25 protein-coding genes are annotated in these 26,943 nt (G+C 40.5%); 15 read left to right on the top strand and 10 right to left on the bottom strand.

Annotated features, from left to right (window positions below; genetic code table 11):
- Positions 1 to 19 precede the first annotated feature (19 nt).
- Entirely contained in the window at positions 20 to 946 is a 927-nt protein-coding gene (locus tag JOC78_RS12585) for a DMT family transporter (RefSeq protein ID WP_204556431.1), read from the top strand.
- 22 nt (positions 947 to 968) lie between these two features.
- Here the strand turns inward: JOC78_RS12585 and JOC78_RS12590 are convergent, their stop codons facing one another.
- Positions 969 to 1,568 carry a DNA-3-methyladenine glycosylase gene (locus tag JOC78_RS12590; protein WP_204556432.1) on the bottom strand — a complete coding sequence of 200 codons (600 nt, stop codon included), beginning with the start codon at positions 1,566 to 1,568 and terminating at the stop codon, positions 969 to 971.
- A 70-nt stretch (positions 1,569 to 1,638) separates the two neighbouring features.
- Positions 1,639 to 2,316 (bottom strand): oxidoreductase, encoded by a 678-nt coding sequence (locus JOC78_RS12595; RefSeq protein WP_204556466.1) that lies wholly within the window; start codon positions 2,314 to 2,316, stop codon positions 1,639 to 1,641.
- A gap of 200 nt (positions 2,317 to 2,516) precedes the next feature.
- On the opposite strand from JOC78_RS12595, the gene JOC78_RS12600 reads away from it, so the two are divergent.
- From JOC78_RS12600 to JOC78_RS12615, 4 genes are all read left to right on the top strand, one after another.
- Complete coding sequence (locus JOC78_RS12600; protein ID WP_204556433.1) at positions 2,517 to 4,106, top strand: spore germination protein; 1,590 nt, start codon at positions 2,517 to 2,519, stop codon at positions 4,104 to 4,106.
- A 20-nt stretch (positions 4,107 to 4,126) separates the two neighbouring features.
- Entirely contained in the window at positions 4,127 to 5,311 is a 1,185-nt protein-coding gene (locus JOC78_RS12605) for a Ger(x)C family spore germination protein (RefSeq protein ID WP_204556436.1), read from the top strand.
- 76 nt (positions 5,312 to 5,387) lie between these two features.
- On the top strand, positions 5,388 to 5,621 hold the full coding sequence (locus JOC78_RS12610; RefSeq protein WP_204556438.1) for a hypothetical protein: 234 nt from the start codon (positions 5,388 to 5,390) through the stop codon (positions 5,619 to 5,621).
- Positions 5,622 to 5,631: 10 nt separating this feature from the next.
- Entirely contained in the window at positions 5,632 to 6,747 is a 1,116-nt protein-coding gene (locus tag JOC78_RS12615; protein ID WP_204556439.1) for a GerAB/ArcD/ProY family transporter, read from the top strand.
- Positions 6,748 to 6,779: 32 nt separating this feature from the next.
- On the opposite strand, the gene JOC78_RS12620 is transcribed toward JOC78_RS12615, so the two are convergent.
- On the bottom strand, positions 6,780 to 8,090 hold the full coding sequence (locus JOC78_RS12620) for a DUF2254 domain-containing protein (protein ID WP_204556440.1): 1,311 nt from the start codon (positions 8,088 to 8,090) through the stop codon (positions 6,780 to 6,782).
- A 204-nt stretch (positions 8,091 to 8,294) separates the two neighbouring features.
- Between JOC78_RS12620 and JOC78_RS12625 the strand changes: the two genes are divergently transcribed.
- Positions 8,295 to 8,660 (top strand): hypothetical protein, encoded by a 366-nt coding sequence (locus JOC78_RS12625; protein ID WP_204556441.1) that lies wholly within the window; start codon positions 8,295 to 8,297, stop codon positions 8,658 to 8,660.
- A 16-nt stretch (positions 8,661 to 8,676) separates the two neighbouring features.
- Here JOC78_RS12625 and JOC78_RS12630 read toward each other — a convergent pair whose 3' ends face one another.
- Positions 8,677 to 10,806, bottom strand: coding sequence for a PAS domain-containing sensor histidine kinase (locus JOC78_RS12630; protein ID WP_204556442.1), 2,130 nt, complete (start codon positions 10,804 to 10,806; stop codon positions 8,677 to 8,679).
- Between the two features lie 470 nt (positions 10,807 to 11,276).
- On the bottom strand, positions 11,277 to 11,477 hold the full coding sequence (locus JOC78_RS12635) for a YwbE family protein (protein WP_204556443.1): 201 nt from the start codon (positions 11,475 to 11,477) through the stop codon (positions 11,277 to 11,279).
- 174 nt (positions 11,478 to 11,651) lie between these two features.
- On the opposite strand from JOC78_RS12635, the gene JOC78_RS12640 reads away from it, so the two are divergent.
- A complete protein-coding gene (locus JOC78_RS12640; protein ID WP_204556444.1) occupies positions 11,652 to 11,819 on the top strand; it encodes a hypothetical protein in 168 nt (55 codons plus the stop codon).
- 43 nt (positions 11,820 to 11,862) lie between these two features.
- On the opposite strand, the gene recQ is transcribed toward JOC78_RS12640, so the two are convergent.
- Positions 11,863 to 14,007: a DNA helicase RecQ gene (recQ, locus tag JOC78_RS12645; protein ID WP_204556445.1), complete on the bottom strand. Its 2,145-nt coding sequence runs from the start codon at positions 14,005 to 14,007 to the stop codon at positions 11,863 to 11,865.
- Positions 14,008 to 14,152: 145 nt separating this feature from the next.
- On the opposite strand from recQ, the gene JOC78_RS12650 reads away from it, so the two are divergent.
- On the top strand, positions 14,153 to 15,811 hold the full coding sequence (locus JOC78_RS12650) for a glutamine--tRNA ligase/YqeY domain fusion protein (RefSeq protein ID WP_204556447.1): 1,659 nt from the start codon (positions 14,153 to 14,155) through the stop codon (positions 15,809 to 15,811).
- A gap of 89 nt (positions 15,812 to 15,900) precedes the next feature.
- Here the strand turns inward: JOC78_RS12650 and tatC are convergent, their stop codons facing one another.
- The 3 genes from tatC to JOC78_RS12665 form a co-directional block, all read right to left on the bottom strand.
- Positions 15,901 to 16,632 (bottom strand): twin-arginine translocase subunit TatC, encoded by a 732-nt coding sequence (gene tatC, locus JOC78_RS12655; RefSeq protein WP_204556469.1) that lies wholly within the window; start codon positions 16,630 to 16,632, stop codon positions 15,901 to 15,903.
- Between the two features lie 84 nt (positions 16,633 to 16,716).
- Positions 16,717 to 16,914, bottom strand: coding sequence for a twin-arginine translocase TatA/TatE family subunit (locus JOC78_RS12660; protein ID WP_204556450.1), 198 nt, complete (start codon positions 16,912 to 16,914; stop codon positions 16,717 to 16,719).
- Between the two features lie 16 nt (positions 16,915 to 16,930).
- Positions 16,931 to 18,577 carry a PhoX family protein gene (locus JOC78_RS12665; protein ID WP_204556451.1) on the bottom strand — a complete coding sequence of 549 codons (1,647 nt, stop codon included), beginning with the start codon at positions 18,575 to 18,577 and terminating at the stop codon, positions 16,931 to 16,933.
- Positions 18,578 to 18,907: 330 nt separating this feature from the next.
- Here JOC78_RS12665 and sspK point away from each other — a divergent pair, with 330 nt between their 5' ends.
- The 7 genes from sspK to JOC78_RS12700 all read left to right on the top strand — a co-directional run bounded on the left by sspK (position 18,908) and on the right by JOC78_RS12700 (position 25,761).
- Positions 18,908 to 19,060 (top strand): small acid-soluble spore protein K, encoded by a 153-nt coding sequence (gene sspK / locus JOC78_RS12670; RefSeq protein ID WP_204556452.1) that lies wholly within the window; start codon positions 18,908 to 18,910, stop codon positions 19,058 to 19,060.
- A 391-nt stretch (positions 19,061 to 19,451) separates the two neighbouring features.
- Positions 19,452 to 20,345 (top strand): cidABC operon transcriptional activator CidR, encoded by an 894-nt coding sequence (gene cidR, locus JOC78_RS12675; protein ID WP_204556453.1) that lies wholly within the window; start codon positions 19,452 to 19,454, stop codon positions 20,343 to 20,345.
- 214 nt (positions 20,346 to 20,559) lie between these two features.
- The gene (locus tag JOC78_RS12680) at positions 20,560 to 21,075 is read left to right on the top strand and encodes an acyl-CoA thioesterase (RefSeq protein ID WP_239587149.1); all 516 of its coding nucleotides are present in this window, start codon (positions 20,560 to 20,562) and stop codon (positions 21,073 to 21,075) included.
- A 25-nt stretch (positions 21,076 to 21,100) separates the two neighbouring features.
- Complete coding sequence (locus JOC78_RS12685; RefSeq protein ID WP_204556454.1) at positions 21,101 to 21,472, top strand: hypothetical protein; 372 nt, start codon at positions 21,101 to 21,103, stop codon at positions 21,470 to 21,472.
- Between the two features lie 250 nt (positions 21,473 to 21,722).
- On the top strand, positions 21,723 to 22,640 hold the full coding sequence (locus tag JOC78_RS12690) for a proline dehydrogenase family protein (protein WP_204556455.1): 918 nt from the start codon (positions 21,723 to 21,725) through the stop codon (positions 22,638 to 22,640).
- Between the two features lie 164 nt (positions 22,641 to 22,804).
- Positions 22,805 to 24,271, top strand: a complete 1,467-nt coding sequence (gene putP / locus JOC78_RS12695; RefSeq protein ID WP_204556456.1) for a sodium/proline symporter PutP — start codon at positions 22,805 to 22,807, stop codon at positions 24,269 to 24,271.
- A 260-nt stretch (positions 24,272 to 24,531) separates the two neighbouring features.
- A complete protein-coding gene (locus tag JOC78_RS12700; RefSeq protein ID WP_204556457.1) occupies positions 24,532 to 25,761 on the top strand; it encodes a PucR family transcriptional regulator in 1,230 nt (409 codons plus the stop codon).
- A 195-nt stretch (positions 25,762 to 25,956) separates the two neighbouring features.
- Here JOC78_RS12700 and JOC78_RS12705 read toward each other — a convergent pair whose 3' ends face one another.
- Positions 25,957 to 26,712, bottom strand: a complete 756-nt coding sequence (locus JOC78_RS12705) for a putative hydro-lyase (protein ID WP_204556458.1) — start codon at positions 26,710 to 26,712, stop codon at positions 25,957 to 25,959.
- Positions 26,713 to 26,943: the final 231 nt, after the last annotated feature.

Consider the following 26,943-nt stretch of genomic DNA (forward strand, 5'->3'; position numbering starts at 1 on the left):
TAAAGAAAGGTTGTCTGCTTTGAGAAAAACTCACATCTATTTTTTACTGGTCGGAATCATGCTGATCTGGGGATTCAATGTTTCTATTATTAAGATTTTAGTCGCTCACTTCCCCCCTGTCACGATTACTTCTCTTCGGATCTTTACTGCTGGCGTCACCGTTTTTATCATTCTTGGATTAACGAAACAATTGCGCATTCCATATAAAAATGAAGGCGTGTATATATTCTTCGGCGCTCTTCTCAGTGTCGTGTCTCATCACTACTTTTTAGCTGCCGGCCTCGTTTCTACTACCGCTGTGAATGCGGGACTGATCTTAGGAATGGGTCCTCTATTGACCGCTGTTTTTTCAATGATTCTATTAAAAAGAAAGCCGACGTGGATCCGGCTGGCTGGATTTATTCTCGGCGGCCTTGGAGTTACCTTGACTATTCTAGCTGGAGGAAAAGGATTCACTTCGATGAATAGCGGGGACTTGGATATCTTGCTTTCCATTCTCTCTCAAGCTATGAGCTTTATTATTATTCGTAAAGCATCTGAAACAATGGATACTCGATTACTCACAGGCTATATGTTAATGATCGGTTCGATTTTGCTTTTTATATTAAGTTTATGGGCAGAGCCTGGCGGCATCCATACTCTAACCGACGGCACACCTCTTGTTTGGCTGGCTTTTGCCATTTCAGCTGTTTTTGCTACTGCAGTTGGCCACATGGTTTATAACTATGCTATTGGACAAATTGGTGCAGCTGAAGCGTCCATTTTTATGAACCTAAGCACCTTCTTTTCTTTAGCAGGAGCTGCGCTGTTCTTAAGTGAACCCCTTTTTCCTGCTCACTTCTTCGGTCTGATCTTAATTGTTTCTGGGGTGGTACTCGGTTCAGGCTCACTAGAAGAACTGTTCTTAAAAAAGAAAAATAAGTTTTTTTACTATCACGACAAATAAGCCTCGCTCAAACATGCGAGGCTTATCTTTTTTTAGAAACAAAAGGGTTATCCGGCACCCAAAAACGCCACGGGTAGTCTTTCGCTTCCCCTGAATTGTCAATGCCAATGCGCGGTCCTATAGCTATCTCCTCTGGTTTATAGCCGCGCGCAATATATAATGGCGGTTCATTAAACCGGCCCCCGTAATCAGCCATCGTGATTCCCATTGCTTTCGTTAATTTGCCAGGCCCGCTCGTTAAGTTCTTCATAGGCATTTCTCCTCGCCGTTTCACCATCAAATCTAGTCCTTCGAGTGGTTCAATGGCGCGAATAAGAATCGCCTCTGGCACTTCGGCTTCGGCACTTACCACGTTTACAAGACAATGAGTATGCATGAGATACGTATAAATTCTCCCCGCTTCTGAAAACATCACTTCTGTCCGTTTTGTCCGGCGATTATTGTAGCTGTGTGCCGCACGATCGAGCGGTCCTCGATAAGCTTCCGTCTCCACAATATATCCGCTTGTCCGCCCTTCATCTGTTTCCTTTACTAAAAGACTGCCTAATAATTCTTTCGCAAGCAGCAATGTCGGCTGTTCAAAAAACTCTTTAGAATATGGTACATATTTTGGTTGGCTCATGATACCCTTCCTTTATCCATTCATTCTCATATATCTTTCCCTGCCAGACTCTCAGCAAACTAAAAAACCATCAAGCAGGGCTCGACGGTTTTTTTCCTGAAGCAATTTTTTGAATGAGCGGAGATAAGTACAAATGATTGCCTGATGTTTCTGCCTGAGCAATCTTCACCATGGCAAGTGCGACGTCCTTACCTTTGATAGGTCTATACTTTTCCATCGATCCTTTAAAAGGAATGAGCTTCGACAGCCAAGCGGCAAGCTCCTCGCCTAGGCGGAATTCTCTTCGTTCCCCAAGAAGCAGAGAAGGTCTGAAAATATGCAAGGCGTGAAGGTCCAGACTTTTTAACGCAGCTTCTAACTCCCCTTTTGTCCGATTGTAAAAAAACGAAGACGCTGGGTCAGCACCCATGGCCGATACAACTAAAAATTGAGATACGTCTTGTTCACTTGCTTTCATTGCCAATTCCAAAGGATACTCATAATCTACTTGTTTAAACAGCTCTTTTGTCTTCGCCTTTTTCATCGTCGTGCCTAGACAGCAATAAATATGATCGACTTCCCCAATGTCATAATTCTTTAATTCGTGGAAATCAATGATATGTTCTTCAAGCTTCGGATGGTTTATTTCGTATGGACGTCTAAGGACCACTTTCACTTTGTCATAAGCTGCAGAAGCAAGTAACAGGCGAACTACTTCCTGACCGATAAGCCCGGTGGCCCCAACGACTAAAGCGATCTTCTTCTCCATCTTCATCCACCCTTTGCCTCTTGATACTTCCATTATATACTGCACCTTATTGCAAAGATACCAATTAAGGTGACATCTGGTCTCCGCTTGATCTTATTCTTATGTTATTCCTTCTCAATTGAAACCCAAAACCTGTTGATGAATAAAAAATATGGAAAAGTTAATAATAGTAAAAAAGCAGGCGGAAAAGAGGAGAACATATGCCCTTTTTCAAAAAAAAGAAGAAGAATCAAAACTATCCCAGGCAGTCGCCCATTAGTGTAGATGATTATATGAGCGGAGCCAAATATGGACCGCTTCATCTAAATTTAGACCAGAACTTACAATTCATTCAATCTTCATTTGGAGGAAGTATTGATTTAATTACAAGACGGATTAAAATCACTTCCCCGAAAGAGATGGAAATTGGCCTTGTATATATAGAAGGCATTGCCGATTCTGCTGCTATTCAAGAGTTCGTCATTCAGTCCTTACTAGAAGATAAGGAACAAACCTCAGTTCCCCCTTTAAAGAGCGATGATTCACCGATTAAAAAGATGGCAGAAACCATCATGACAATTGGGGATGTCAGTTTTGTAAAGGATTTCGATGAACTGTTCAACTTTATTCTCTCTGGTGAAACGGCTCTTCTACTTGAAAACTCTAATGAAGCCATTATCGCCAAAACTCGGGGAATTGTCGGCAGAAGCGTCGGGGAACCTCTGACTCAAAACGTCGTCCGGGGTCCTCAAGAAGGATTTGTGGAGCAAATACGTATGAATACGTCTTTAATCAGAAGACGAATCAGAAACCCTCATTTACGCTTGGAATCCAAACAGATCGGACGAATTACGAAAACCGACGTATCAATTATGTATATTGAAGGGATTGCTAACCCTAAGGTAGTGAACGAAGTTAGAGAAAGGCTTGGCAGTATTGATATCGATGCCATTTTAGAAAGTGCTTATATTGAAGAACTGATTCAAGACAGTACCTTCAGTCCCTTCCCTACAATCTTTAATACAGAACGGCCTGACGTTGCTTCCGCTGGCATATTGGAAGGCCGGGTAGCCATTTTAGTAGACGGCACGCCTTTTGTCTTGCTTGCACCTGTCCTTTTCACACAGTTCATGCAATCAGCCGAAGACTATTACCAGCGTTCTGATTTAGGCTTAATTCGAATGCTTCGCTATATTACCTTTGTTCTCGCGTTATTAAGCCCATCTATTTTTATTGCGGTCACTACCTTTCACCAAGAACTGATTCCAACGTCGCTTGCGATCACATTAACTGTTCAGCGTGAAGGTGTGCCTTTCCCAGCTTTTTTTGAAGCGCTCTTGATGGAATTTACATTTGAAATATTAAGAGAAGCAGGTCTTCGAATGCCTAAAGCCGTCGGTACTGCGATTTCGATTGTGGGGGCGCTTGTTATTGGTCAAGCAGCTGTAGAAGCTGGACTCGCCACTGCTGCCATGGTTATTGTCGTTGCGATTACAGCCATCTCCAGTTTCGTATTGCCCGCTTATAACTTGGCCATCAGTGTGCGGGGATTAAGATTTGGATTTATGATTCTGGCTGCTACCTTTGGACTTTTTGGAATAGCTGTAGGGTTGTTTATCCTTGTTCTTCACCTGTGCAGCTTGCGTTCATTCGGCATTCCTTATTTAGCACCGATTGCTCCTTACAATAACACCGATCAGCAGGATGCGATCTTTCATTTCCCTTTAAAATGGCGAACGACTCGTCCGAGATTAATCAGTCAGCTAAATAAAACAAAACAGCAGCCTAAGGCGAGTAAACAAACAAATTAGAAGCTAAGGAGGGCCGTGTCTTGAGAAATCTCCTAATAATGACTTTAAGCGCTTCTTTGATTTTAGCAGGATGCTGGAATAGCCGGGAGTTAAACGAAGTCGTCATCGCCATAGCTGTAGGCATAGATAAATTAGAAAGCGGAGAATATCGATTTACCGTTCAAGTCATAAACCCCGCTACTACTGCAGGTCAGGGAAGCGGCGGTGATTTCGGCACACCGGTTGTTACATATTCTGAAACGGGAAAAAGCCTCTTTGATGCGTGGCGGAAAATTACGAAAATCTCTCCAAGAAAAGTTTACTTTGGGCATGTCAGACTTTTAGTAATTGGAGAAGACGTAGCAAGAGAAGGAATTGCCAAGCCTCTGGACCCATTGCTTCGAGATCATGAATTTCGGGCCGATTATTTCTTGGCTATTGCAAGAAAATCAAGCGCTAAAGGCGTGCTTTCTGTTTTAACTGCTTTGGAAAAAGTCCCAGCAATCAAACTGGTTTCCTCACTTGAAACTTCACAAAAAAATACAGCCGAAACTGTTGCTTATACATTCGATGAAATTATCGCTCAAATGGGACATGAAGGAAAAGATTTAATTATAACAGGCTTGAGACCAAAAGGCAGTGTGAAGTCAGGCGCAACCAAAGAAAATATCGATAAAACAACGATTGGCACTCTGCTTCAATTTTACCAAACCGCTGTTTTCAAAGAGGACAAACTAGCTGGATGGTTCACTTCAAAAGAAACCAAGGGATATAATTATGTCCGTGGTGAAACAAAGAGCACTGTTGAAGAATTAACCTGTCCAAAGGAAGACGGTTTGCTTGCCGTTGAAATCATTCGTACGAATAGTGACATGAAGGCAGCTATAAAGAATGAACATCCGCAAATTACTGTGAATGTGACCGTAGAAGGAAATATAATTGATGTTCAATGTGCTGCGAATGTGACAGATGTGCAGATTGTCAAATCATTAGAGAAGCAGCTGGAACAACAAGTTAAGGGATATATTAACCAAGCTGTTAAAAAACAGCAAAAATTAAAAATTGATGTTCTTGGTTTTGGACGAACAGTTCACCACAACAATCCAAAGTATTGGAAAGAACACAAAAAAATTTGGGGTAAAATTTCCCCATCGGTTGATGTAAATATTCAAGTCGAGGGTTACATAAATAATACAGGCTCGATAGGCAAATCGTTACCAAAGTAAAGGTGATCACACTGTTTTTCTAAGAGTTAAAGCAACTTTTAAATATTGTTAAATCAAATTAAAAGGAGGCATCATGGTGGGCGCTTTATTAGTAATTATTCTTCTCTCTATTGTCTCGGCTATTAAAGATGTTCCACCCCTTTTTAAAACGAAGGAATGGAAGACGCTCGTTGTTTATTTCGCCGTTTTGATACTAGGCATTTCTCTGACTGGCGCCAGAGCATTCCAGGTGCAGGTTCCTAATCCCCTTGACTTTGTTCAATTACTATCCAAGCCCTTGACCGACTGGTTCATGAGCTTCTTGAAATGAGGATGATGACATGAAACAGGCAGTGATCAAAATCTCCCCTAGACAGTTCATGCTGTTAACTTTACTTTATACATTGGGAAGCGCTGTTATCTTATCCCCCCCCTCCCTGATCCAAGCAGCTAAGCAAGATGCGTGGTTGTCAGGATTAATAGGAACTTGCCTCGGGCTCCTGCTTCTTGGTTTATATATTGCTATGAGCAAAGCCCATCCCAATCAGAATTTATTTGAAATGCTCGAAAGCCTATTCGGGAAAATTGGCGGGAAGCTGATAGGTTCCCTTTATTTGTTCTATGCATTTATTCTGTCTTCTCAAGTATTAAGTAACTTGGGAGATTTTATCGTGACACAGATTATGATTGAAACACCGAAAGAGTTTATTGAACTGCTCTTTATAATTCCAGTCATTTATGGTGTCCGGTTAGGAATAGAAGTAATCGGCAGATCGGCTGAAGTCCTCTATCCGGTTATCATTATTTTTTTCATCATTCTTGTCATTTTCTTGCTTCCGCAAGTGGAGTTAGAGAATATAAAACCCGTATTCGGAGAAGGGTTTAAAGCCCATTTAAGAGGATCGATAGCTATCTTTTCCTTTCCATTTCTTGAAATGATTATATTGTTAACGATTTACCCTCTTGCTTATGTGAAGAATGGGCGAGCTTTCCTTTATGGAGGAATGCTAGGCGGTTTAAGTTTAGCTTTATTAACATTCCTTATTGTTATTGTTCTTGGCTATGAATACTCACTAAAGGTTCTGTACCCCACGTTTTCTTTAGCAAAAAAGGTCAACATCGCTGACTTTATTCAACGTGTGGAAGTGGTCATTACTGCGGTTTGGATAATTACTTTGTTTTTTAAACTTTGTTTATGTTCGTATATTACTGTAAAAGGTTTTTCTCAAATGGCAGGCATTGCTGACCACAAGCCGCTCTCTTTTCCTATAGGGATAGTTATATGGTTCCTCTCTATCATTATCTATCCTAACATAGCTTATTTCCAAGCATTTGTTAAGGCATCATTGGGATATAAGCTGGTCTTAGGTTTGTTTATTCCTCTATTGCTGCTGCTGATTTCCTTCATTAAAAAATGGTGGCAGCAGAAAAAGAAAGCTGCCATAAAAACCGCTTAACACCTATATAAAGCTGCTTTAAATACGTTTTGTTAAAGCAGCTTTGTTACCGTCTTACTGACCTCACAAATACTTTCCAATGTCATAAACTTTTCTTTTACTCGTTCTTTATCGGTTTCGTTAAGAATATCCTCTTCTAGCTTCCCAAGCACATATTGGCCAAAGTCTTGAACTTTCTCTTTGACTTCTTGTTTGTTCTTCTCCGCAATTTCTACAAGTGCTTCAAATACGGCTAATAAGACGGAAACTCGGTCTCGACTAGAGTAACAAATCTCATAGAACGTCCGATAGAGAACTTCTTCAAATGGTTTCTGCGCAATCACCACACGAGGTGTTTCCCCTTCATAATAAACGATATAACGTCCGTCAAGCTCGCTTGCTTCATCCAAACACATACCAATATGCCTCACACCATCAATAGCTGTGTTAGGGTCATTCGATCCAGGAGCCAATGCCCGTAAAGTGACTTCTCCGAGTTTTTGAATGGAAAACTCTAAGTCTTGCATCGGTACACGCTCCGACCCTATTTTCACAGCTTGCAGAAAATCTGCCTTCATTTCTTGCTGATGATAGATTTTAATTAAATCCGACTTGCGCGAAAGAAAAGATCCGATCGGTTTAATGATTTCTATTTGGCAGTCTTCCTCACAGGCCATTTTATACAGCCTTTCGAGCTCGTATAATTGTGCGTATCCATGTTTCCCTGCTTGCAAAATAGTGACTTGATCCCCTGATTGCTCCATATCGGGTTTATCCATGATCCGGCACGCTTCCTCTTTGTCCGCCACTCTTTTCTTCATATTATCAATCGCATCCATTGCTTCATCCGTTAAATGATTAATTAATTTATTCACTTGAATAGAGTTTGCGACGTGCTGCAGGAAGTAAGCAAAGTAAGCGAGACAAATGAAGGCAAATAGTACACCTACCGCAGCCGAAATGACTGGATGTGCATCATTTTGTTCACGGATAAATAATAATGAAAAGACCGAGTAGACGAAACCTCCCATGAATACCCCGAGCACCCGCAGCGTTACTTGATCGCGAATAAAATTCTGCAGGGTTCGAGGAGAGAATTGTCCTGAATATGTAGTTAACACAACCATTAACGTTGAAAAGGTGATCGTTGTCATCGTTAACAGCGCGCCAGCTAATGAACCTAATATCGTTTCCGCTAAATCAACAGACGTTAGCAGCCGGTCAGGAAGATAACGCTTAAGCTCCTCATAATGGTTAATATCTAGCCAAATGACAATGGTCGCTATAGTAAAAGCAGCTAAGCTGTACAGGCTAGGAATGAGCCAAATACTGCTTTTAATCTTTAAATCCCAGCGTTCCTTCATAATAAGTCCTCCTATTTATATCCACTCTTTTTATCATCTCTAGTCTCCCATCTTTTACCCCTTCTTTTGATCAATTAGTACACATTTATTTATAAGATCTGTTTATCTGAACAATGAATTTGTAAAAAAGATTAAAATTCGTTATTCCAAAGTCAATATCGGGTAAACTAAAATTACTAACGTTTAACGGTAGGAGGAATGGATATGGAAATTATCGGATGGCTTAGCTTAGCAATCATTATTGGGGCACTTATCTATTTAGGTATCTCCGCATTTGGCACATACAAATCTATGAAGCCAAAAATTGATCATTTACAAGCGACATCAGAACGTATGCAAGAACAGCAAACCCGTATTCAAGCAGAAGCAGATCAGCTGAAAGTACACCAAACGAAGATTACAGGAACTGTGGAGCAGCAAAAAGAAAACGTGATGTTTACTGTAGAGGAAGCGAAAAAAACTCCTGAGCGAGTAAAACAGCTGGGCGTTGTTTTAAAATCGATAACAGAAGAGTATCAATTTAAACTTCCAGCCCCGCGTAAGCGTAAAAAAGCAGATATGCAACCATAAAAAAGAAGAGGCTCAGTCAGGCCTCTTCTTTTTTTATAGGGAACGCGAGCTCTACATGCGTGCCTTCCCCTACTTTACTTTCAATATGAACAGTGCCGCCATGAGCTTCGAGAATCTTAAAGCTCACCATCAATCCCAGTCCTGTTCCTTTTTCCTTCGTGCTATAAAAAGGCTCCCCTAGCTTTTCTAAACGATCTTCTGAAATTCCTGCTCCTTCATCTTTAATGCTTGCCACCAACTGATCACCATTCATATAAGTGTCTATCCAAATGCATCCACCAGCCGGCATAGCTTCAATCGCATTCTTGATTATATTAATAAACACCTGCTTCAGCTGGTTTTCATCACAGTAAATCAGCGGAATTCCCTCAGTAAAATTCGGCCGCATATGCACACCATTTAAATTCGCCTGGGCGCTGAGCAGCGTCATGACATCGTTAATTAAGAGAGAAAGGTTCTTCTTCTCAAACTTCATGGCCTGTGGTTTGCCAAGCACTAAAAACTCGTTAACAATTAAGTTAATCCTCTCAAGCTCAGACTCAATGATATCGAAATAGCTTTTGCGCTCATCATTCTCTTCTTTTAGCAAGTGGATAAACCCTTTAATTGAAGTAAGCGGATTTCTAATTTCGTGAGCCACACCTGCGGCTAATTCACCGACAACCGTGAGCTTCTCTGACTTTCTCATCCACTCTTCCGCTTGTTTTCTTTCCGTTATATCCGTTGATACATACAGCATCTGATCAATTCCATATGAAGATGAATAGATCGGCAGTTTAACCGTTTCTACCCAGCGGTTTTTACCAACACACCCCACAAATTCTTCTTCAAATATAATAGAAGGCAATGATCCATGAGCTGCGGCTTCCGAATCTGGCTGAAGTTTAAACGAATAGTCCGCCATTTTCTTGCCCACGAGATCATCTGCTTCTACTCCAAGAAAATCGGCAAAGGATTCATTAACCAGCGTAAAACACCCCTGCCTATCAATCGCATAAATAAAGCTTGGATTCATATCAATCACTTTTCTTAAGAAGACTTTTTGCTCCTTCAGCTGCTCTTCTTTCATCTGCAAGTCTGATTTCGTCTTCCTGATATACTGTGTCATTTCATTAAAACGGCTGGACAAGGCTCCAATTTCACTGTTATCAATTTCTTTCACTTGTTGAGAAAAGTCTCCTTGAGCCACGCGATCCACCGCATTGTACAGTCTCCGAATCGGCCGAATCATTTGTCGGGCATAAAGAGCGGTTAATAATGAAAGTAAAATAAAGACAACGACAGAAATGGTCCATAGTGATTGTTGGAATATCTGATAGGGTTGATAGATCTCTGCTTTAGGAATTTGAGCGACTACTCCCCAATCCAGAACAGGCACATATTCATAAGAAGCATAGGCATCAAACCCATCTTCATTCTTACCGTCCATATAGCCTGATTCAGCCTGAAGCAGCTTCTTCACCACAGGGTTTCTGGCTTCATCTTCACCTATTTTGCTCTTTTCCGGATGGGATATCACACGTCCATTGCGATCGACAATAAAAGTAGATCCTTTCTCTCCAATCTTTGACGTTTGAAAGATTGATTGAAAGTTTTCATTATCCGCAATTCGCAAACTAAGATTCACAAGCCGAATCACTTGGCCATTCTCTATAATAGGAACGGATAAGACAATAATATAACGATTCGTATCAGCTGATACAACATCACTTAAATATGGCTTCTTCGTCTCAAATGTCCGTTTTACATATTTTCGTTTGCTTAAATCATAATTTTGAATACTCTTGATGTCCTCTGGATAATAGCCAACTACCCGCCCCTGAGAATCAGTAATAGTCGCACTGTCGATAAATGGAGAAATGGTGCCAATCGTATCGAGTTCTCTTAGCCAGTCGGAAGACCTCCCCGAACGAAAAGCCTCTTTTGATTGGACGTAGTCAGATAAGCTTTCAATATCTCGCACTACGATAGAGATCTGTTCTTTCGTCCGCAATACACTTTTATCAGTGATCTCTCGGTATTGCACTTGCACAATTTCCGGAAGCATAATTCTTGAAACAATAAACATTAAAGTAAGTATGCTGAAAATGAGAGCGAGATTAATCAAAAATACTTTCCAGAAAATATGTGATTTGTACCATTTCATGTGTGTTCACCTGGACTTTTTATATTTTTTCCTACCCGCCGCAATGATAATCTTAACCTCTTGTCTCTATATTAGCAGACTCGGGCAGCTGGATGAAAAATATTAGCGTGGGAATAGCCGGAAAACATTCTGTCTATTCCCATTGAAAAAACCGGACTGAAATGAACAGTCCGGTTTTTATATGCATATATCGGTAACTCACAACGCTTTAAAGAAATAGATATTTCCTTGATCCCCTATGGGATATAAACCGCCGCGGTTTGTGTTCTACATCGTCGTTTATGATTGACCTAAACGACCTAAGCCCTGCCTTCTCTTAAGTCCTTGCGGCTCCGAAGCCGCTCCAGTTTGAATAAGTGTTACTTCAAAAACATAGCAGAATGCCAGTCATGTATATTAAACGTTCTAAGTTACTTATCGAGCCATGAACTAACATCATATCACGCTATGCATGCGGAGTCAACACCTTATTAATTGACGATCTGTTTTACCCGTCCAACCTGTCCATCTTGAAGACGAACCTTAATTCCGTGTGGATGCTGAGCCGAATTCGTTAAGATATCTTTTACGATCCCGCGTGTTGTTTTACCTGTACGCTGATCTTGCTTTAATACAATATCTACTTCAAGTCCAGCGCGGATGTCTTTTCTGTAGTTCCCGCTTTGTGTCATGATGATCACCTCTTTCTTTATTTACCCTAACATTGCATCTATTTTCTCCATTTAGGTCATCATAAGCAAGCAGCTCACGAACTGTAAATGATATTTATTTTTTTAATCTCTCCGCTTGTCCTTATTATATGATAAGCTTAAAGAATGTACTTAAATACAATTGAGGTGAACGCATTGAACAACAAAAATAAATTTCAAGATAATGAAAAAGTTTTGCTAAATGGAGAAATCGTTACGATTAAAGGATCTTCTTATATTCGCAACATGCAAAGATATTCTTATACAATTAAGGAAAACCCCAGTACTTTTTACTTTGAAGAAGAGCTGACAAAAATAAAATAATGAAACCCTCGATAAGACGCTCAGCTGCCCAGCTAAGCGCTTTTTATTTTTCTTCATTTACAATGTTCTGTTTTCTTTCGAGTGTAAGAAACATCTTAATCATCCCATACGTCACTTCTTCAGGCAGCTTTTCTTTAATAGGCTTTAACTTCTCTCGTCCAGCTTCTTCAACCGCACTTTTCAAAAGCGGCATCCAACTCTGTGGAATAAGGGAATCGATGTCAACATCCAGACCTTGCTCCACACATTGCATTAAATGATTTTCTACCGTGCTGACGGCTAATTCCCTTTTGGCCGCAATTTCATTGATAGATAGCTGATTTTGATGCAATTCTAGCGTGACCAAATGGGAATCGTTAACAGGCTTGGCCCTCGGTTTAGATATAGGCACTTCTTCAGAAAAAACTTGTTCGCGCTTTGGATTCGCTTGTGCATACGTTTGAATGGCTTGAATAAATGCTTCACCATACTTCTCTAGCTTATTGCTTCCCACTCCATTGACAGCAAGAAATTCCTCTTCTGACTGAGGCAGCTTCATACACATATCCCGAAGTGTCGTATCTGAGAAGATAACAAATGGAGGCACCCCGGCTTGTTCGGCAATTGTCTTTCTAATACTTCGCAGTTCCTCAAACAAAGGATCATCTTTAGAAATCTGCTTTGTTCGTACGGCTTCTTTTCGGTTGACTTGCAGCTTGCCGAGAAGAACATCCTTGCCCTTTGGCGCAACAAAGATCGTCGGGTAAGAGCCGTGCTCCACACCAACCATTTCTTGAGAAATTAAAAATTCAATAAAATTCCCCACTTCTTTCGCGCTTTGATCTTTTAAAATCCCATACGTAGATAGTTCATGAAAGCCTAATTCAAGGATTTTTTTATTTCTAGATCCGGTTAATACTTGCGCCGTTAGTGCTTTTCCAAAACGCTGTCCCATCCGAATAATACAGGAAAGAACCATTTGCGCCTCTTTGGTCACATCTACAACCGCTCGATCATCTATACAGTTGCCGCACCTCCCGCAAGGCTTGGGGTCTTCTTCACCAAAATACTTTAAAATATAGCCTTGCAAACACTCTTCTGTATGGCAATAATCCGTCATCAGCTGAAGCTTCTCAAGTTCTGCAGGAATTCTTTCTCTATCTAAAGATTGGTCAATGAGAAAACGCTGCGTCTGTACATCTTGCGAGGAGAACAGTACGATACATTCACTGTCGAGACCGTCTCTTCCCGCACGTCCAGCCTCTTGGTAATAGCTCTCCATATTTTTTGGTAGCTGATAATGAACAACATAACGAATATTGGATTTATCAATTCCCATACCAAATGCGGAAGTGGCCACCATGACAGTTGCCTCATCTGTTAAAAATCGCTCTTGTTCAGCGATGCGTTCCTCATCATCCATGCCCGCATGGTAGCGCGCAGCATTGATTCCCTCTTTACAAAGCTTTTCGTGCAGCTGATCAACGGTTTTTCTCGTTGCTGCGTAGATCATGCCTGCTTCTTTATCATTCTTTCTTATGTAATCCTTTAAGAAGCGCTCTCTGTCTTGACCTTGAATAACGGAAAACGATAAATTATCTCTCGCAAAACCTGTAAGAACTGTATGATCTTCTGCTATTTGCAGCAGCCGGCATATATCTTCTCTTACTACAGGGGTCGCGGTGGCGGTTAATGCCAAGACGACGGGCTGATCCGAAAGCGACTGAACCATAGATTGAATTCGGCGGTAGCTTGGTCTAAAGTCGTGTCCCCATTGCGATACACAATGAGCCTCATCCACTGCGACTAAGGGAATGTTCATCAGTTTTAATTCCTCAATGAAATAACTGGACTCTAAACGTTCAGGAGCAATGTATAACAGCTTATATTCTCCAAGCTTAGCCGCTTCCATTGTTTCGCGAACTTCTTTCGCACTAAGAGAGCTATTAATGTACGCGGCAGATATGCCCGCTTGCAAAAGGGTGTCCACTTGATCCTTCATTAAGGAAATTAACGGAGAAACGACGATCGTTGTTCCTTCAAGCAGCAGGGCCGGAATTTGATAACAAATGGATTTGCCTCCTCCGGTCGGCATGACACAAATGGTATTCTCATCATTTAATACTTGCCGGATGACTTGCTCTTGCCCTTTGCGAAAAGAGGAGTACCCAAAATACGTTTGTAAATAGTGCTCTGCTTGCTGCAGCATGACTTCACCTTCTTCACTTCTTTTTTCATTATTATAACATGCCGACCCTTTTGTTCAGCTGTGCACGAACCAGACTTTATTTCTCATGTCGATATCATTATAATAGGAGGTAAGTTTACCTAAATAGAGAAAGGCTGGTACTAATTTGGAACATCAACCATCAAATTTTATTAGAAGCATCATTAAAGAGGACTTGGAAACCGGAAAGCGCGACCAAGTAATTACCCGTTTCCCTCCTGAGCCAAATGGTTACCTTCATATCGGACATGCGAAATCCATTGTCATTAACTTTGGACTTGCAGATGATTTTAACGGAAAAACGAACCTGCGTTTTGACGATACAAACCCTTTAAAAGAAGATCAGGAATATGTGGATTCCATTAAAGAAGATGTTCAGTGGCTTGGCTATGAGTGGGACGAGCTCCGCTATGCATCTGATTATTTTGAAGAAATGTATGAAAGAGCTGTCTTGCTTATTAAGAAAGGCAAAGCGTATGTAGATGATTTAACACCGGAAGAAATGCGTGAATACCGCGGCACACTGACTGAACCTGGTAAAGAAAGCCCCTACCGCAGCCGTTCAGTCGAAGAGAATTTAGACCTGTTTGACCGCATGCGCAAAGGTGAGTTTGAAAACGGCTCAAAAGTACTTCGCGCTAAAATTGATATGGCTTCACCAAACCTGAATTTACGCGATCCGGCATTATACCGAGTGTCTCATGCCACTCATCACAACACAGGGGATAAATGGTGCATTTACCCGATGTATGATTACGCTCACCCGCTTGAAGATGCGATTGAGGGGATCACTCATTCTCTTTGTACGACTGAATTTGAAGATCACCGCCCGCTTTACAATTGGGTTGTGGAAGAATGTGAAATGGAACATCAGCCTCAGCAAATCGAATTCGGCCGTTTAAATATTACGAATACCGTCATGAGTAAACGTAAATTAAAGCAATTAGTTGACGAAAGCTATGTGGACGGCTGGGATGATCCGCGACTGCCAACCGTTTCAGGACTTCGCCGAAAAGGCTACACACCTGAAGCCATTCGTGCCTTTGTACAAGAAGCAGGTGTATCCAAGGGATCTGGTGTTGTAGATGAAGCGATGCTTGAGCACTTCGTCAGAGAAGACTTGAAAATGAAAGCACCGCGGACAATGGGCGTCTTAAAGCCGTTAAAAGTTGTGATTACTAACTATCCTGAAGGTGAAACAGAGTGGCTGGATGCAGAAATCAACCCTGAAAATCCGGAAATGGGCATGCGCCAAATTCCGTTTTCAAGAGAGATCTATATTGAGCAGGAAGATTTCATGGAGAACCCTCCTAAGAAATACTTCCGTCTGTTCCCTGGCAATGAAGTGCGTCTGAAGCATGCGTATTTCATTAAATGTGAAGAAGTGATTAAAAATGAAGAAGGCGAAGTCGTTGAGATCCGCTGCACATACGACCCTGAAACGAAAAGCGGCTCTGGATTTACCGGCCGTAAAGTGAAAGGAACTCTTCACTGGGTAGATGCGACGCATGCCCTCCCTGCAGAATTCCGTCTGTATGAACCGCTGATTCGCGACGAGGATCAAAAAGCAGAAGAAGCCGAAGATAAAACATTCCTCGACTACGTGAACAAGAATTCATTGGAAGTCGTTCAAGGATTTATCGAGCCGAATATGAAAGACGTGCAGTCACATGATAAATTCCAATTCTTTAGACATGGTTACTTTAACGTCGATCCGAAGCATACAACAGCTGAAAAAGCAGTGTTTAATCGAACAGTATCTCTGAAGAGTTCATTTAAGCTGTAATTATCATTTAGAATACACGAAAAATCCGGAAACTTTTTGTTTCCGGATTTTTGTTATTCACATATATTCGTAAAAACCATTTCCTTATGTCACTCTAGCCCATTGGCCACATTTATTTCTTCCGCATTCGCTTTCACTTTCTTTTTATACACCATTTTAGACAATGAAATGCTGGCTTCATACAGTAAAAACAGCGGGATAATCACCAATATGTCCGAAATAAAATCAGGCGGTGTGATAAAGACAGAAATGACCACCAAGATAAAGTAAGCATACTTCCTCACCTTTTGCAGAGTGTATGGATTAATCACACCAAGGCTTGTCAAGAACATAATCACGACAGGCAATTCAAACAGCACACCAAATGGAAGCGTCATATGCAGAAGAAATTTAAAATACTTTTCTGTCGTAAAAAACGTTTGAAACATCTCTCCGGATAAAGACATCAGGAAAGATAGAACAATTGGAATCAGCACAAAGTATCCGAATGAAATTCCAAGCAAAAATAAGAAAAACAACGCAGGTATATACGTTAATGTGGTTTTTCTTTCCGCAGGCGATAAAGCGGGTTTAATAAACAGCCAAAGCTGATGCGCCGCTACAGGAATGGTACCTGCTAGCGCCATCACCCCTGCGATCATCATATAAACAGAAATGATATCACTTGGCCCGAGCAATGCCAGTTTAAATGGCAGATCCTTTACAAAATATCCGTAAATGTCTTGAACGAAGACAAATGAAAGAATCAAAAATACGACAAAGACAACTAAAGTCAAAATGATTCGTTTTCTTAATTCTTCAAAATGTTCAACGGCTTTCATATTTCGATCCACATCCAGCCCCTCCTTAACCGATTAATTCGATAAAAAGAAGATGCAAGATTATTCCCGCATCTTCTTTTTTATTTACATCTTTTTTGTCTCTTTTTTATTTAGCGATTCTGGTTCAGGGTCATCTGAAACCAATTCACGCGTCGATTTCTTAAATTCTTTCAATGTAGAGCCGAATGCTCGTCCAATTTCGGGAAGCTTCGACGGTCCAAAAATGATTAACGCAATCACTAGAACTAATATTAGCCCTGGAACACCGATATTTTGTAGCATAGTAACCTCCTAGTAACTAGTATTTAAATCCTGTAATGGCTACGACTGATGGACGCGGCTGATTATCACCTTTACGATGCGGCCACATGCTCGTAGGATTCTTTTTGTCTTCCGTTTCTTCTCCTGGATGCTGAACTGACAAGAACAAGGCAGTTTCATCGTCAGTGAAGCATGGGCCCGTTAATTCCGCTTCTACTGGAGCTGAAGCAAATTGGAACGCTTCTCCTTCTTGCTGTCCGATCGTCGGGATGACAAACACACCATTATTTTTGAATGTGGAATGGACACCTTTATTCACAGAGCTGGATGAAATATCCGTAACTGTCCATAGGTTCCCTCCGCTGTCGAAAGTCAAGTTATCTGGGGCACTGAATCCGCTTTGTCTTCCGCCGCAAGCGAAAATTTCAAAGTCAAATGTCAACGAACCTAAGTCGTCATTTGATTCTAAGAATCTTGTGATGTGACCGTGGATATTTCCATGATCAGAATTATTTGTGTGCGCAATAAAGACAGTTTTATCAAACGGACTGATCTCGACATCTTCCGGTCGATCCGTCGGCGTCGCTCCAAGTAAAACAGCGGCTTCAGAAGCATACACTAACACATCCGCTTGAGTTTGGAATTTCTCTAACATCTCTTTATTCCCCGCTGCTTTTTCACGAACGGCCTCAAGTGTTAAAGCAACCCATTTACCGTCTTTTAAATTTGCGGCATATAAAGTTCCCTCTTCTAACAAATCAGAATTGGCTTTTCCGCGTGATTTAATATATTTATTTTTACTAATAAATTTATACACACAAGCATCCTTCTTGTCGTCACCCATGTAAACAGCCAGACGTCCGTCATTCGTCAGCCCCATCGATGAATTTTCATGGTGGAAACGCCCCAGTGCCGTATGCTTGCGCGGCGCAAATGAAGCATCAAATGGATCTACTTCTACGATCCATCCGTAATGTCTCTCATCTAAATTCGCATCTTCAGACGTTTTTTCATAATTTTCTTCCGCTGATAACACGGTATTCCACAGCGTTTTCCCTCCGGAACAGTTCGCAAAAGTTCCTTGTACTACGTCTGATCCACCTACAGCTTTTGATCCTTTCGCTGGCCCCGTTAATTTAAATGGAGTTAAACCAGTGATACGGCGGGCATATTTTGATTTCGTATCTAGCTTCCAGATGCCTTCTTCATCACGATAAATCTCAATGATTGAACCGCCCTGATTGTATAGTAATTTTTCAATTTGCGATTTCGTAAACTTGCCGTTTTTATCTTTCGGCCCAGTTACCCACAACTCGTTTGTGTACTCATGATTGACCCATAAAAGGCCTCTATCTTTAGAACCTTGAATTGGAAAAAACATCGTAAAATCATTGTTATAGCCAAACGTATCACCTTTTTGATTGATGATATCTCCATAAGAGGCAATGACATCGTATTTGTACCCTTTAGGTAAAACCAGGTCATCCTTGTCAGTAGGTTCAATCGGCTTGAAGTTAAGTCCTGACACTTTCTTATTAAAACCGAATAGATGTGATGCTGCTTTAGCACCCTTGGCTTCTGCTTTTGGTGCAAGCATGCCTAGTCCAGAGGATGCAACCGTCAGTGCGGTAACACCTGTCCCAACATAAGTTAAAAACTTTCGTCTATTCAATTCTTCTGTCATTCTTATTCCCCCCGCATACATTGTCATTGGATTACTCACAATGCTCATGATAGAGAGGGATTGTTAAGAGACAAAAACACCGCTATTGATTCCATGTTAAGGATTGTAAATCTCCTATTTACATCAAACAGGGAAATTAATAAGTTAAACATTAGAGAAGCCGGGGATTTTGTTCACTAGTGAAAGATATAATCATTTGAAAGCTAGACCTTTGCCTAGTCTCCTTCAATTTTCTATTGAGGTCTTCTCATTCATTCGGGATAAAACCTGAATACTTTCTCATACTAAAAAAGCGCTGACATGCGTAAAGCCTATAAGGGAGGGTACACAATGAGGAATAAAGCAAAAGATTTCCCTACAACCAAGAGTGGTGCAGGCGGAGAAGCTCGCGCGAAAGCGAAGTTTTCTTCCAAACGAGCAGATGGCACGATAAACACTAACCCGAGTGAACGTATGCAAGCATCTAATCAAAGAGAAGAGTAGCAAGTAAAAAATCCAGCCGGCTTCATGGTTAGCCGCTGGATTTTCCTTTTCCTACTGTCATTTATATAGCAGCAAAGATTAAGCACTTTTCACGATTTTAGACCGGTGGCTGATGGCTTTTAATATATACATCTTGTCCTGCGACGTAAGCATTCTCCAGCTTTTCACTTTAATCATCATCGCTTTTTGCCTCTCCCTTCAAAATGATCTATGAAGCACCTTCACCTGCTGACAGTTATCACTTATCTACATTATATTTTCATGCTATGATATTTTTTATAATTTATTACATTTATACCGCCTTTTATAGTGAGTCAAACAACAAAAAAATTGACAAATTCAGACCCGTGTAATCGACAATATACATATTTTATCCAAGCAGGTGAACCTTATGGACATTAAACATTTACAGTACTTTATTGAAGTAACGAAATTTAACAGCTTTACAAAAGCAGCTGATCATCTATTTATCACACAGCCGACCATCAGCAAAATGATTAAAAACCTGGAGATGGAAATTGGCATTCCTCTATTTGACCGTTCCCGCAAAGAACTAATTCTGACGGATGCCGGAAAAGTTGTATTAGAACAAGCGAAGTTAATAGATAAAGCTTTTCAAAATTTAGATACCGAAATGGACAACTTGTCCGGATTAAAAAAAGGACATATCCGCATCGGCCTTCCTCCTTTATTAGATCCGCGCTTCTTTCCAAAAATGCTTGGCCACTTTCACGAAACATACCCTAATATTACGTTTCAATTAGTAGAAGATGGTTCAAAAAAAATTGAAGAAGATGTCGCTAATCACCAATTAGATATTGGCGTGGTGGTTTTGCCAACTAAAAATGATCTGTTTCATTCGTTTGCATTTTTAAAGGAAGACTTAAAACTGATCCTCCCCCTTTCCCATCCTTTAGCCAATAGCGAGAAAATTGACCTTGCAGCCTTAGAGCAAGAATCATTTATTTTATTCAATTCAGACTTTGCCCTGCATGACCGAATTATTGGCGCTTGCCACATTGCTGGTTTTAACCCCAAAGTCATTTCGGAAAGCTCTCAATGGAGTTTTATTGAAGAAATGGTCGCTTGCCAACTGGGAGTCAGTCTATTGCCGGAAAGTATCTGCCGCCATCTGAGCGGAAACGTCCGTGCCATATCCGTTATCAACCCCTCTATCAATTGGGATTTAGCTATTATTTGGAGAAAGGATCAATACCTTTCTATTGCAGCAAAAGAATGGCTTAGATTCACTAAAAACCAGCTGGGCTATAATGATAGTAAATAGGCAGATGAATGAGTTGAACAAATAGGTTCAGCTCTTTTTTTCTGCTTGCCATGACAGATTAAGTCATTGTATATATGGATGTAAGCATTTACATAGATAACATCTATAGTTTAGATAAATTTTTCCCATTTTACTTACTTTTCCTCCAGGCTTACACTTTTATCAACAGATCAAACAAACAAGAGCAGCACTGCAACTGAAGGGAGTTATTGTTTTGAAGAAAAAAGCCAAAGAAAGCCGAATTGTAAACACAGATCAAGTATTAACTTGTGATTTAAATAACTATAATACTTTATTCGGTGGAGTGTTGATGAAGAAGCTCGACACTTGCGCGACGTTATCTGCCCGCAGATTTTCCCGGGTGAAAGAATGTGTCACCGCATCAACGGATTCCATTGATTTCTTATGTCCGATTCATCAAACAGATTCCGTGTGCATTGAATCATGTGTTTCTTACACAGGAAAAACCTCTATGGAGATCTTCTGTAAAGTGATTGCGGAAGATATGATTAATGGCAACCGACGCATAGCTGCTACGGCTTTTCTAACGTTTGTCGCCCTGGACGAAAACAAACAGCCCGTGGAAGTGCCTGAAGTGATAGCTGAAACAGAGGAAGAGAAATTCCTTTACCAAACTGGGAAAGAACGCGCGGAAGTACGAAAGGTAAGAAGAAAGAAAAGTAAAGAGTTAGCTGGAATTATTACACTCGAAAAACCTTGGGATTATTAATAATTACAACACAGGAGGAGATCGAATGATTACTTTAACTAGCCAAGATGAATTAAAGGCTGCAAAAGATGCACTTGAACAACTCAAGCAAGATCACCCAACTATTTTCAACAAATTTGTTCATGTAATCAATCTCACTCGAGCCTTGCAATTTAAATATCAATATCTGGGCAGCTTACTCATGGATGAACCAACCAATGACGGGTCACCTGCTTTTGTGAAACCATCCGTTATTCAGTTATATAAACAAGAAGTGTCACAAGTAAAAGAAGATCCCGATGCGGAAAAAGTAAAACAAATTTTCACCAATTTCCGTTCTGCTGGTTATGCTAAATTAAGCTTATTGGCTTTAGGGACGTCTCCAGAATCGTTAAGTGGCGGGTCTGTAATCAGATAAATGACCTTTATAAGGGCAGTTCTACAAGGATCTATTACTTTGGGGACTGTCCTTGTTTCATTTTAAAAATTACTCCTTCTCACCTTCATAAAACTGTTCAACTCCTGCCATAAATAATAACTCCCCCACTTATTGTCTCTCACAAACAAAATTTATCCATAATTATTGTTTTTTGTGAACATTGTGAATAGCGGTGTTTGAATTATAAAATGTGAGTAAGAAAACCACATCTTTAGGGGGGTAGACAAAAATGGAAGCGATTACACGAAACTTCTTCCTATTTTTATCTAAAAGCAGCGTACTAAACAATTTCGCAAAAAATCGCGGCGGGCATTTTGCAGCCGGCAAAATTATCGGCGGAACCGACTTTACTAGCTCGATCCGCTTCATCAGAGAATTAAACGAAAAAGGATTATCTGTCACCGTCGATCACCTAGGTGAGTTTGTTGATTCAGAAGATATAGCAAATGAAAGAACAGAAGAATGTATTCAAACGATCGAAATGATTGCAAGAGAAAATCTTGATTCGCAAGTTTCGCTTAAAATGACTTCACTAGGTCTCGATATTAACCGTCAGCTCGTTGTAAAAAACATGACGAAAATTCTTGATACCGCAGAGAAACATCAAGTCATGGTCACCATTGATATGGAAGATGTAGAACGCTGCCAAGCGACACTCGATTTGTTCAAAGAATTTAAACAAAAATACTCCTGCGTAAGCACGGTCTTGCAAGCCTATCTATACCGGACAGAAGAAGATTTGGCAGACTTAAATCAATACCAGCCATTCTTGCGTCTTGTAAAAGGGGCATACAAAGAATCTCCTCAAGTCGCTTATCCTGAAAAAAGCGATGTGGATGATAATTATAAAAAGCTGATTAAACAAAGCTTGTTGAATGGCAACTATACAGCCATCGCCTCTCATGATGATCACATGATTGAATTTACGAAACAAGTAGCTAAAGAACATAACATTCCAAACAGCCAATTTGAATTCCAAATGCTTTACGGCATGAGAAATCAAACCCAATTGGATCTAGTTAAACAAGGATACAAAATGCGCGTGTACATTCCTTACGGGTTAGATTGGTATGGCTACTTTATGAGAAGACTCGCTGAGAGACCTGCTAACCTGGCCTTCGTATTTAAAGGAATGGTCAAGAGCTGATACAAATTTCACATAAAGGAAGCATCTTTTGTGAGTGCTTCCTTTATTAAATACATCTATTTATCTAAAAATTCAAACTTCATTTACCTACTGTTGCTTCTACATATATTGCAGTATATTTTTTATAGGAGAATCAGCAGTTCAATAGAAAGAGAGGTTATTATATGTTAGATTATACTTTGCTTTTATCTGTAAGCGTATACATGATTGGCATGCTTTTAATTGGATTCTACGCTTACAAACGGACATCCAACTTATCGGATTATATGCTGGGAGGCCGTACTCTTGGACCTGCCGTAACGGCTCTTAGTGCCGGTGCATCCGATATGAGCGGCTGGCTATTAATGGGGCTGCCGGGCGCCATGTTCGCCACTGGTTTAAGCGCTTCTTGGATTGTCATCGGCTTAACTCTAGGAGCCTGGGCTAACTGGATCTATGTTGCTCCGAGGTTAAGAGCCTATACTGAAGTGGCTAATGACTCCATTACCATTCCAGGTTTCCTTGAAAATCGCTTTGAAGATACTTCAAAGATTCTTCGCTTAGTTTCTGGATTAGTCATCATGATCTTCTTCACCTTCTATGTTTCCTCCGGCATGGTTTCTGGCGGAGTGTTATTTCAAAGCACATTCGGTTTGAACTACCATACTGGCCTGTGGATAATTGCAGGAGTCGTTGTTTCTTATACATTATTCGGCGGGTTCCTCGCGGTAAGCTGGACAGATTTTGTTCAAGGTATCATTATGTTTATTGCCCTTATTCTAGTGCCTATTGTTACTTTATTACATGTAGGCGGAATAGACACGACAGTAAATACGGTTCGCTCCATTGATCCTGATTTACTCGATATTTTTAAAGGAACTAGCTTCCTCGGCATTGTTTCCCTTTTTGCTTGGGGATTAGGCTACTTCGGTCAGCCTCACATTATTGTCCGCTTTATGGCGATCACTTCAATTAAAGAAATTAAAAAAGCTCGCCGAATTGGCATGGGCTGGATGATTTTCTCTAGTATCGGCGCCATGCTGACTGGATTGATCGGCATCGCCTATTATTCTAAAGAAGGATTAACATTAAAAGATCCTGAAACGATTTTTATCGAGCTTGGCAATATTTTATTCAGCCCTATTATTACAGGATTCTTGATTTCTGCCATTCTAGCGGCTGTCATGAGTACGATTTCCTCTCAATTACTCGTCACGTCCAGCTCATTAACTGAAGATTTGTACAAAACTTTCTTCCGTCGGTCCGCTTCCGATAAAGAATTAGTCTTCATCGGCCGGGCTTCTGTATTACTAGTTTCATTGATCGGTTTAGCTTTGGCATGGACGAAGAATGCCACGATCCTTGACCTTGTTGGTTATGCCTGGGCTGGGTTCGGAGCTGCATTTGGCCCTGTGGTTATTCTTAGCCTGTACTGGAAACGCATGACGAAATGGGGCGCACTAGCGGGCATGGTTGTGGGAGCAGCCACCGTCATTATTTGGTCGCAAGCTGGACTTTCGGATATAATCTATGAAATTGTCCCTGGATTTGCTGCTAGTTTATTAGCAGTGGTTGTAGTAAGCTTAGTCACTGCCCCGCCTTCAGCTGCAACTAGTGAACAATTTGATACATTTAAAAAGATTTTAGACTAAAATAGGAACTAAGAGCGCTTGTTGCTCTTAGTTTTTTTTCATTCTGTTACACAGTGTTTTTGACGGAAATACTCTGCCTTTCAAATTCCTCGCTAAACCATCGGCTATTACTGCTCTCTATACACAAACGTAATTTCTCCTAGCTCTAGTTCTCCACTCCAAGAAAATTCTATTTCTAAAAAAGCATCGTTTTTTTCCCTTTACTGTACTATGATAGGGTAAATGTCTGTATATGAAAAACTACGACGAGGAGGAGAAAAATGGATAAGATACTCGAAAAGATTTTATCTCTGACAAACATTGATGAAATAACTGAAATCATAAGCACCAGCTTAAAAAAGCCTGTTATCTTAGAAGGAGATCAATTTTCTTTATTATCCTATAGCTCCTTCTCGATTGATCAATTCGACGAAGCCAACCAGCAAACGATTTTTTCTAAATGCTGTCCGATCCCTATTTTAGAAACGTTTATTGAACAAGGTATTGTCGATCAGTTAAAGACTATCGAAAGACCTTTTCGTATAAAACAAATTAAAGAGATCGGCCTCAACCCGCGAGTAGTTACCAGTGCTAAATATAAAGACATGATCCTGGGTTACATATGGATTCAAGAAAATGATCAATTGCTTTCTGACAAAGAGATGGATTTCTTGCACCAGGTGTCTTTCCATGTCGGCAAAGTCCTCTATAAAGAGACTCAGGTTAAATTGAGAAAAGAGGAAAAAAAGAATCAATTTTATAAAAACATTTTAAATCACACTTTCCATACAGAAGCTGAAATTAAGTGGGAAGCTGCCAATGTAAATATTATTCTTCCTGCTATTTTCAACGCGAATGTTTTCACTCTCGCGTCAGCTGATGAGGAACGATTTGAAGAGCTTACAGAAACAGTGAAGTTGTTCGCCCATGCACTTGAGCACCCCGCGCACTTAATTGTGGACAAGTTAAAAGTCGTTGTATTGATCGGCAGCAATTCCCCTCAGCCGAATAGAGTACTTGCAAGCAGCAAGGAATTAATTCAAACCGTAGTAAGCCATTTAGGAAAACAAAGTGTCTTTGCGGGGAGCGGGAATGAATATACGCTAATTTCTTCACTTAGGCAAAGCTATCTCGAGGCATTAGAAGTAATCAGAGCCGCTAAGTTTGTTGGATCTCAATCCGGAATTCCTTTTGAATATAATAAGTTAGGTGTCTTCAGTTATTTGGAAGCGATTTCTCAAAAAAATAAAGAGATGCAATATACGAATGAACACTTGATGAAACTAAAACAAAAAGACATAGAAAGCGGAACCAACTTACTTCGCACACTAGAAGTGTTTTTACTCAATAACTGCAAACTCAAACCAACAGCCGAACAATTATATGTTCACCCGAACACGTTAAAGTACCGGATGAAACAAATCATGGATATTACTCATATCGACTTTGAGGACTTTAATGTGAGGTGCCAGCTATATATTGACCTTCAGCTTTTAAAGCATGATGAATGAATTCAGGAAAAATCCTCAAAAAAACATAACTGAGTACACTGCCTTCTTGTCATTAGGCGGCGTATTCAGTAAGTTATTATAAAGGTAATATAAGAAAACCCCATAAAGGGGCTTTTATAGAAAATAAAATTAAAACTGCTGCAATAACACAGAAATCCCGGCGGTCACTTAAAATTAGCCGCTTCATCGATACGATCACTTCTCCAGCTGATCAGTAATAAACATATGTCCTGGGGCATGAGCAATCATAATCGACGGCTTAGCCTGCAGTCCAACATTTTGAGGGGTGACGCCGCATGCCCAAAAAACCGGCACTCTTTCTTCTAGATCAAACTCAACACTTTCTCCGTAGTCGGGAGAGAAAACATCTTTAATTCCAATCTCCTCAGGATTTCCCACATGAACAGGTCCTCCGTGTGAAGTGGCAAACTCTTCGGTGATAGAAGTTGCCATCGGAATTTCCTCTTTCTTTAATGGCCGCATACTAACAACCATATTCCCTTCAAACTGTCCTGCTTTTTCACACGCAATCGAGGTTTTAAACATCGGTACTACGCGATTTTGTTCTTGATGAAGCAATGTAATACCAGCCTCAGTCAGCGCCTTCTCAAATGTGAAACTGCATCCAATAAGAAAAGTGACAAAATCGTCTCTCCATTCATCTTTAATATCCAATACTTCTTTTTCCAAAATGCCATTTTTATAAATTCGATACTTTGGCAGATCCGTACGAATATCAGCATCTGCTACTGCAGGACGGTACTCGCCTTTTTCAAGAACATCAACTAACGGACATGATTTTGGATTACGCTCGCAGAACAAACGAAACTCCTCTGCATATTCTTCCGGTAAAATAATTATATTGGTTTGCAAATAATTATCACACATGCCTGATGTCGTAACTGCATCAAGATTTTGACGAAAACGAAGCCTCTGTTCTATCGGTTTCAAACAAACATCTCCTTTTTTCTAAAGGCGTCGAATTGAACCCCCTAGATTGTCTTTTCAAGTTATGTATCTTCACTATCATAAAATATCATTTTCAGAACTGTCAAACTCATCAGATAGTTAATTTTTAGCAAAAACAAATCAAAACCACCAGTGTGAACTGGTGGTTTGCTCTGCGGCTGAAAGCCTCTCTTACCGGCCTCGGCCTTAAAGGCCCGCTGAAAGGGTTTCCCT

This window comes from Bacillus ectoiniformans, assembly GCF_016908875.1.
Lineage (GTDB): Bacteria > Bacillota > Bacilli > Bacillales > Domibacillaceae > Bacillus_BX > Bacillus_BX ectoiniformans.

Excerpts from the sequence above, each read along its gene's own strand:
- JOC78_RS12665 (WP_204556451.1), bottom strand. The coding sequence starts at position 18,577 with ATGACAGAAGAATTGAATAGACGAAAGTTTTTAACTTATGTTGGGACA.
- JOC78_RS12630 (WP_204556442.1), bottom strand. The coding sequence starts at position 10,806 with ATGAAATGGTACAAATCACATATTTTCTGGAAAGTATTTTTGATTAAT.
- JOC78_RS12620 (WP_204556440.1), bottom strand. The coding sequence starts at position 8,090 with ATGAAGGAACGCTGGGATTTAAAGATTAAAAGCAGTATTTGGCTCATT.
- JOC78_RS12660 (WP_204556450.1), bottom strand. The coding sequence starts at position 16,914 with ATGCTACAAAATATCGGTGTTCCAGGGCTAATATTAGTTCTAGTGATT.
- putP (WP_204556456.1), top strand. The coding sequence starts at position 22,805 with ATGTTAGATTATACTTTGCTTTTATCTGTAAGCGTATACATGATTGGC.
- JOC78_RS12685 (WP_204556454.1), top strand. The coding sequence starts at position 21,101 with ATGATTACTTTAACTAGCCAAGATGAATTAAAGGCTGCAAAAGATGCA.
- JOC78_RS12590 (WP_204556432.1), bottom strand. The coding sequence starts at position 1,568 with ATGAGCCAACCAAAATATGTACCATATTCTAAAGAGTTTTTTGAACAG.
- cidR (WP_204556453.1), top strand. The coding sequence starts at position 19,452 with ATGGACATTAAACATTTACAGTACTTTATTGAAGTAACGAAATTTAAC.
- JOC78_RS12595 (WP_204556466.1), bottom strand. The coding sequence starts at position 2,316 with ATGGAGAAGAAGATCGCTTTAGTCGTTGGGGCCACCGGGCTTATCGGT.
- tatC (WP_204556469.1), bottom strand. The coding sequence starts at position 16,632 with ATGAAAGCCGTTGAACATTTTGAAGAATTAAGAAAACGAATCATTTTG.
- JOC78_RS12600 (WP_204556433.1), top strand. The coding sequence starts at position 2,517 with ATGCCCTTTTTCAAAAAAAAGAAGAAGAATCAAAACTATCCCAGGCAG.
- sspK (WP_204556452.1), top strand. The coding sequence starts at position 18,908 with ATGAGGAATAAAGCAAAAGATTTCCCTACAACCAAGAGTGGTGCAGGC.
- JOC78_RS12635 (WP_204556443.1), bottom strand. The coding sequence starts at position 11,477 with ATGACACAAAGCGGGAACTACAGAAAAGACATCCGCGCTGGACTTGAA.
- recQ (WP_204556445.1), bottom strand. The coding sequence starts at position 14,007 with ATGCTGCAGCAAGCAGAGCACTATTTACAAACGTATTTTGGGTACTCC.
- JOC78_RS12690 (WP_204556455.1), top strand. The coding sequence starts at position 21,723 with ATGGAAGCGATTACACGAAACTTCTTCCTATTTTTATCTAAAAGCAGC.
- JOC78_RS12625 (WP_204556441.1), top strand. The coding sequence starts at position 8,295 with ATGGAAATTATCGGATGGCTTAGCTTAGCAATCATTATTGGGGCACTT.
- JOC78_RS12615 (WP_204556439.1), top strand. The coding sequence starts at position 5,632 with ATGAAACAGGCAGTGATCAAAATCTCCCCTAGACAGTTCATGCTGTTA.
- JOC78_RS12700 (WP_204556457.1), top strand. The coding sequence starts at position 24,532 with ATGGATAAGATACTCGAAAAGATTTTATCTCTGACAAACATTGATGAA.